The following is a 6,676-nucleotide window of genomic DNA, read 5'->3' on the forward strand; positions in this document are numbered from 1 at the left end:
GCGCTGCTGCACGCGGGCAAGGAGGACCCCGGCGCCCCCGCCAGCACGACCGCGGCGATCGGTTCCTCCCCCGGTGTTCCAGAGGACGGGCGAGAGCCGATCAGCGGCACGCCGAGCACGACCGCGGCGCCCTCGCCGTCCGCCAAACCGCGGAGGCTCAGCGGGACCGCCCCGCCGGCGTCGTCGCCGTCCGCCAGCGGCCAACGGGAGGGTTCGGGGCGAAGCACGGTTTCTTCCAACGCCGCGCGAAACCGGCGGGCGGCGTCGGTATGCCGTTTGAGGACCGGCCGGCCGGACACGGCCCGCGGCTCGCAGCGACTCTTCCGCACCCAGCCGGCGACGACCGTTTCGGCTCCGGTGACTCGCCGCAGTCCGTCGACCAGTTCGTGCAGGGCCGCACGGGCGTCGTCCGCCCGGCCGACCGCAGCGATCAGTTCGATCGCGGCGGCGGCGGCGTCGCGTTCGGCGGCGATCTGCTCGGAGCGAACCCGCAGCGCCGCCACGTCCGGGGAGACGGCGGCCGGGGGGACGGCAGCGGAACCGGCCGTGCCGGCGTCGATCCGCAACCGGCCGACGGCGGCGGACCGGCCGGACTTGGCGGACCGGCGGGGGGCGCTCTTCTTGCGCAATTTAGTCTGCGAGGGGGTCATCGCCGATCTCCGGTGCGGCTCACGTCGTCTGCGGCGACGGCTCGAGGCGGCTCGCCCTCCGTCAGCGTGACCCGCGACCCGGCCCGCAGGCGGCGGTCCGCGTTGGGGATCAATGCTTCGATCCGCACGGTGCCGCTTTCGGCGTCGGTGATCGGAGAGACAAAATCGACCGTCGCCCGCACCGTGCGGACCGGTTCGCCGGCGACCTCCGCGGGAATCGCGACGGCGACCGCGTCGCCTTTTCGCAGTCGTGAGGCACGGCTCGCGGACGGGTGGAAGACGGCCCGCAGTGTGTCCAGCCGGGCCAGCACGAGCAGGGCCGGATCGCTCGCCGGCACCGCCTCGCCGATCTCTTTGCTCACCTCCACGACCGTGCCCTCGAACGGCGCCCGCACGGTCCGGCGGTCCAGATCGGCGGCGATGCGGACGACCTCCAGCGCGGCCAGCGCGGCGTCCTCCTCGGTCTGACGCACCCGCACTTCGGCGAGGGCGGCGTCGGCGCGGGCGGTCTCCAGTTCGTCACGGCTTCCCAACCGTTCCGCCCCGACCGCCTCGAACTTCGCCAGCCGTCGGCGGGCCTTCTCGCGTTCGATGACGGCGGCGTCTCGGGCCGCGGTGGCGGCGGCGCGGGCCTCCGCGATGCTCTTCGCCTCCTCCAATCCGGCCGCGTCGAGCCGGCCCAGCGGCGTGCCGGCGGCGACCCGGTCGCCGGGCCGGACGAGCAGTTCGGCGAGGATCCCGCTCTCCGCCGCCGCGACGGCCACGGTGCGTTCCGGTTCCGTGAACCCGGGCGTGCCGATCGGTTCCTGCGCGAACACGGGGGCGGCGGCGAGCAAGGCAGCGACGAGGATCATCGGGCGGGCGGCGGCGGGCACGGGCGATTCGGGGCAAGCCCGCTCGGAGTGGGGCACGAAGTTCCTCGCGAAATTTCGTTTCGCGCTACGAGCGGCGGGTGGGGAAATCGGCAAACGACTCACGCCGCCAGCGCATCCAGCACGCCGCCGAGCCAATCGTCGGCCGCGGCGAGTTGGCGTCGGGTCTCGGCCGACTGCTTTTCCAGCGACGCCTGCAACCGCCGCACGACCCGATCCAGCGCCGGCGATTCCGCGCCGCCGGGCGGCATCCGGCTCAGGCGGGCGACCAGCCGCGGGGCGTGGCGGGCGAACAGTTCGTCATCGGCGGAGAGAAAAAACCGGGCCGAACCGGGGTCGCCCTGCCGGCCGGCGCGGCCGGCGAGTTGGCGGTCGACCCGGGCGCTGGCGTGCCGTTCGCAGGCCAGCACGCACAGCCCGCCCGCGAAAAGGGCCGCGTTGTCCGGGCCGATGTCCGTCCCCCGCCCGGCCATGTCCGTGGCGACGGTGATCGTGCCCGCAACGCCCGCCGCGGCGACGAGTTCGGCTTCGTCCGCGTCCTGTAACCCGTCGAGCACGGCGTGCTCCAGCCCCGCATCCGTCAGCGCCGCGGAGACCTCGCGTCCCGCGGCCACCGTCCGCGTGCCGATCAGCACGGGCCGTCCCTGCGCCGTCGCCCGGCCGGCGGCGACGACGACGGCCCGGGTGCGGTCCGCGGCCGTCGGAAAGTATCGGGACGGGCGATCGCGGCGACGGCTGGGCTTATGCGGGGGGACGTTGACGACGGGCAGGCCGTAGACGCGACGGAACTCGGCGGCGGCCTCGGCGGCGGTGCCGGTCATCCCGCAGACCGTCCGGTATTGTCCGAAGAACCGCTGCCGGGCCACGCGGGCCAAGCCGCGGGTCTCTTCGGTGACGGTCACGGCCTCCTTCGCCTCGACGGCCTGATGCAGGCCGTCGCGCCAGGTGCGTTCGGTGAAGACGCGGCCGGTATTCCCGTCGACGATCCGCACGCCCAGCTCGCCGGCGCCGGGCTTCCCTTTTTCGCCGGGGGTGAGGACGTAATCCACGTCCTTCTTCAGCATGTGCTCCGCGTGCAGCGCCCGCTCGACCGCGACGGGCCACGGACGGGAGAGAGCCGGCGTTCCCTGAGAGGGGCTCGCGCCGGGAGGCGCGGCTCCGACGGCTTCGAGGCCGGCGGCGGTCAGCCGGACGGTGCGGGCGGCGGGGTCGAGAATCGCCATCACCGCGGCGGTCCGCCGATCCGGGGAGACGAACCCATCCGCCCGGCCGTCGGCCAGTTGTTCCCGCACCCAAGCCGCTTCGTCCTCGGTCGGCGGAGCCGCGGGCGAACCCGGGAGCAGCTGGACGGCCTCGTACGCCCCGAGGTTCGCCAGGCTCAACCGGCCGGTGCGCAGCGTCGGCACGCCCCGGACGTCCACCACGTGCGGCAACTCCGGCAGCGCCGCGGCGAGTCGTTGCTGCCAAGCAAGGGCCGAGGCGCTCAGCACGCCGGGTGCGTCCTCCGGGGCCGCATTCGGGGGCCGCGGACGGTCGTCCTGAAGGAGGATCAGCAGCACTGCGTCTTCGGCGCCGAATCGCTCCCGGGCGATCTCCATATTGATCGTGAGGTCGTCCCGGCCGGCGAGCACGCTCTGCGGAGAGAAGTCCGCGTCGGCGCCGGTCGCCGCCCACCCGCCCAGCGCCGCGAGCGCCAGCATCGCCCCGACCGTCCACGCCGGGCGGGCGGACAGAACGTCGTACAGCCGCCCTCGTCGTGTCTCGCCGGGATCCCGTCCAACGCCTTCCCTACTCAAAAATCCGGCCCCGGCGTGCTGCGTCGAGGCAGTCGAGAGTCACGGTCTTTCGTCGAATCGCTCGCCCCGCCCTCCGGGGAGAGATCGGGGGACGGACCGACGGCATCCCCGGCGCCGAGGCCGTCCGTCGCCGCGGCGGAGCCGGCGGCGGGCGCCAGATCGGCCGGAGTGACGGTCTTCCAATCCGGCACGCGGGGCCGTTCCAGCACCACCGCAGACGGGCCGGTGCGGAGATCGAATTCTCCGCCGACCGGTCCCGGCGGACCGTCGCCCAGCTTGGCGGGCGGCGCGTAGGCGGTTGCGAAGGCGTTGGCCGCTCCCCAGACGATCGCCCCGCCGGCCGACAGCGACACGCGTCCCGGCCCGCCGGGCGGGGGCGGCAGGAACAGGCATCGATCCGTAATCGCCGCCGCGTCCGTGGTTCCGTCCACCGCATCGCCCTCGGAGGCGTCGAAGACCGGTCCCCCCGCGGCGATCGCACAGCGGGTCAGGCCGACGACTCCCGTACCGTCCGGCCCGAAGCGAAACGCCGGCCCCGGCGTGACGAATCCGCAGTGGGACAGCGTCGCGGCGCCGTGATCGAGTTCCATCAGCCCCGCTTCGCCCTCGCCGACCAGCAGCACGCCGGAGAGCCGTGCGGCGCCCCGGCGCACGCGGACCGCGGGGGCGTCGCCGGAGCCGGCTCGCAGCTCGCACCGCCGAATCACGATCAGCGATTCCGGGCCGTCCGCGGAGACCAGCGGCCCGGCACCGGTGCGGTCTTCGCGGACTTCCAAGGTGAGATTGACCAGTTCGAGCCGTCCGCCGACGCTCTCGAGGGTCGGCGTGCCCCCGGCGCCGGTCGCCGCAGCGAGAATCGGCGCGTCCCCGGAATCGTCCGTTCGCCCGATGATTCGCAAGGCTCGCCCGCTGACCGACACCGGTTCGAGGCGCATCCGGCCGACGCCGCTCACCACCACGGTGGTTCCATCGGGATGGTTTTCACGCAGGACGTTCGCCGCTCGGGTCCCCTCCGCCTCGACCGTCTTACCGTCCGGATACAGCGATTCCCAAGAGGGCGGATCGGTCGGAAGACGCCTCGCCGCCGAGGCCCGGGCGGCCGTCGCGGGGGCCGGTAGCTTCCACGTCGCGGAGGCCGCCCCCAGTTCGAGGTTCAAGCCGGCGGCCGAGAACGCATTCGGATCGAGCGCCGCGAAGTTCGCGATCGGCTCTCCTTTCCAACCGGTCGAGCGGCCGTTCGCCTCCAACCCCTCCCCCTCGGGCATGGCGAGGCCCGCCAGCACGCCGTCCCGGATCGTCCACTCGACCGCCGCCCCCGACGGCGAGAGCAGCGAGGCTCCCTCGTCCCCCGGGGACGCTCCGAAGGCGCACTCAGCGAGTGTCACGGCAAGCGGCCCCGTCGTGCCGGGAACGACCGTGACGACCGACCGCCGGAACACTCCGGTACAATTCACCAGCCGCGCCGATCGAGCGGGCGGCGCCGGCGTTTGTAGGACGGCGGCGGAGGGAGCCGTCGGCGTGCGGTAGGAAATGAAGTTGATTCGACCGCCGCCGCGGGGGGCGGGCGTCGGCTCCGCGGCCGGGGGGACGCCCCGTCGGTTGGGGAGCACAGCTTCGGAATGCGGGGGGAACGCGACGGCGGGGGCGTCGCCGCAGGCGAGCAGGCAGCCGTCCGCAAACAGGTCCGACGGTCCGCCGGCGAGGCTGACGCCGGTCAGCGCGTTCCCGCGAACGACGGCGCCGTCCAGCAGCACATGAGCCGCCGTCTTTCCACTGCCGCTCGCCCGAGCGACGATCGCGGGGGCGTCTCCGAGCGCGGTGACCGACCCGCCGCGAATCGCCACGGTCGCCGCGGCCGCGTCCAGCAGCGCGGGGGATGCCTCGCTGGCTTCCCGCTCCGGCATCACGACGTGCAGCCCGTCCAACGTGAGCGATCCGCCGCGAATGCGCAGCCAAGCGTCGAACTCGGTCGACATTGCCGCGGCGTTGACGATCGGGGCCCGTTCCCCCTCCGCCCGGATGAAGACGTTCGCCCCCTGCGGGAGATCGAATCGCGGGAGCGTGAACGGGCCGAGTCCCCGCAGCGTGATCGTGCCGCCCTTCGCGGGCAGTCGCGCCAACGCGGCGGCGAGATCACGGTCGTCTCCGGGGCCGCGGATGCGAACGCCGCCGAACGCGCCGCTGTAATGGGCGACCAACATGCCCCCCCCGATGAGCAGCGCCAGGGCGACGCCGCCGATCAGCAGGTTCCGAATGAGCAGCGGGTCGACGCCCTTGTTGTAGTCCTTTGCTGCTCCGGCCGGCTTGCGACGTCGCGGGTTGGAGTCGTCCGAATCATCGGCAGCGTCGCCCAGGCCGGCGGGCACTTCGCCGGCAGCCGGGCGGCGGCGGGGGGAGACGCCCGGCTTGCCGGGGCGACGCTTCTTCCGCCGGCGACGGACCGGTTCCCCGACGTCGTCCGTTTCCGCCGTCTCGCTCTCCGCCGTCCCCACGGCCTTCGCCGCCTCAGCGTCGTCCGGGCCGAGCACGAAGTCGTCATCCGAGTCGCCCGCCGCCAGATCCTTCAGCAGATCGCTGCTGACGTGGCCCCGGCGTTTATGGGCGAGTTCGAGGTCGTCCAGAAACTCCTGCGGCGTCGCATAGCGGTCCTCCGGCTTCTTGGCCATCGCCCGCTGGAGGACCGCGGTATAGCTGTCCGGGATGTCGTCGTGGATGCTGCGCGGGTCGGGGACGGGATGGCGATCGTGCGCGGCGAGCTTCGCGGTCAGCGATTCCCCCTCGAACGGGATTCGCCCGGTCAACATGTGGAACCAACTGCAGGCCAGCGAGTACAGGTCGCTGCGGACGTCGGCGTCGCGACTGTTCTTCGCCTGCTCCGGAGCCATGTAGTCGACCGTGCCGACGGTGTAGCCGGCTCGGGTGATGCCGCCCTCGCTGCTCTCAATGGCGATCGCCAAGCCGAGGTCCGCCAGCACGGCACTGCCGTCGCGGCGGACCATGATGTTCGACGGCTTGATGTCCCGATGCACGATGCCCTTTTCGTGCAGGTGGACCAGTGCCTCGCCGATCTGCCGGACGAGGTCCGTCGCACGTCGGGGGGGCAGCCGCTCGCGGGTTTTCAGCAGACGGTCGACGTCGTTGCCGTCCACGTACTCCAAGGCGATGTAAAGCGCCTTATCCGTCTCGCCGCTGTCGAACACCGTGACGATGCCCGGGTGGTGCAGGCGGGCGGCGGCGCGAGCCTCGCTTCGAAATCGAGCGATCAGGTTCGGAGCCATATCCTCCCGCTTGGGGAGCACCTTCAGGGCGACGGTGCGGCCCAGTTCGGTGTCTTCCGCGAGATAAACCACGCCCATCC

4 protein-coding genes are annotated in these 6,676 nt (G+C 72.9%); all 4 read right to left on the minus strand.

The genetic code is table 11. The annotated features are described in order from the left end of the window. The coding region (locus tag LzC2_RS19220; RefSeq protein WP_171189652.1) for a hypothetical protein at positions 1 to 650 on the minus strand (650 nt) is incomplete at its 3' end. Next, positions 647 to 1,525 carry an efflux RND transporter periplasmic adaptor subunit gene (locus LzC2_RS19225; protein WP_171189653.1) on the minus strand — a complete coding sequence of 293 codons (879 nt, stop codon included), beginning with the start codon at positions 1,523 to 1,525 and terminating at the stop codon, positions 647 to 649. The genes LzC2_RS19220 and LzC2_RS19225, both read right to left, overlap by 4 nt. Positions 1,526 to 1,623: 98 nt before the next feature. Continuing rightward, positions 1,624 to 3,222, minus strand: a complete 1,599-nt coding sequence (locus LzC2_RS19230) for a preprotein translocase subunit SecA (RefSeq protein ID WP_171189654.1) — start codon at positions 3,220 to 3,222, stop codon at positions 1,624 to 1,626. Between the two features lie 92 nt (positions 3,223 to 3,314). Then, positions 3,315 to 6,676: serine/threonine-protein kinase (locus tag LzC2_RS19235; protein WP_171189655.1), on the minus strand; the 3,362-nt coding region annotated here is incomplete at its 5' end.

It is taken from the genome of Alienimonas chondri (genome assembly GCF_013036045.1).
GTDB classification, from domain to species: domain Bacteria; phylum Planctomycetota; class Planctomycetia; order Planctomycetales; family Planctomycetaceae; genus Alienimonas; species Alienimonas chondri.

Coding starts and splice junctions, on each gene's coding strand:
- LzC2_RS19230 (WP_171189654.1), bottom strand. CDS start 3,222: ATGCTGGCGCTCGCGGCGCTGGGCGGGTGGGCGGCGACCGGCGCCGAC.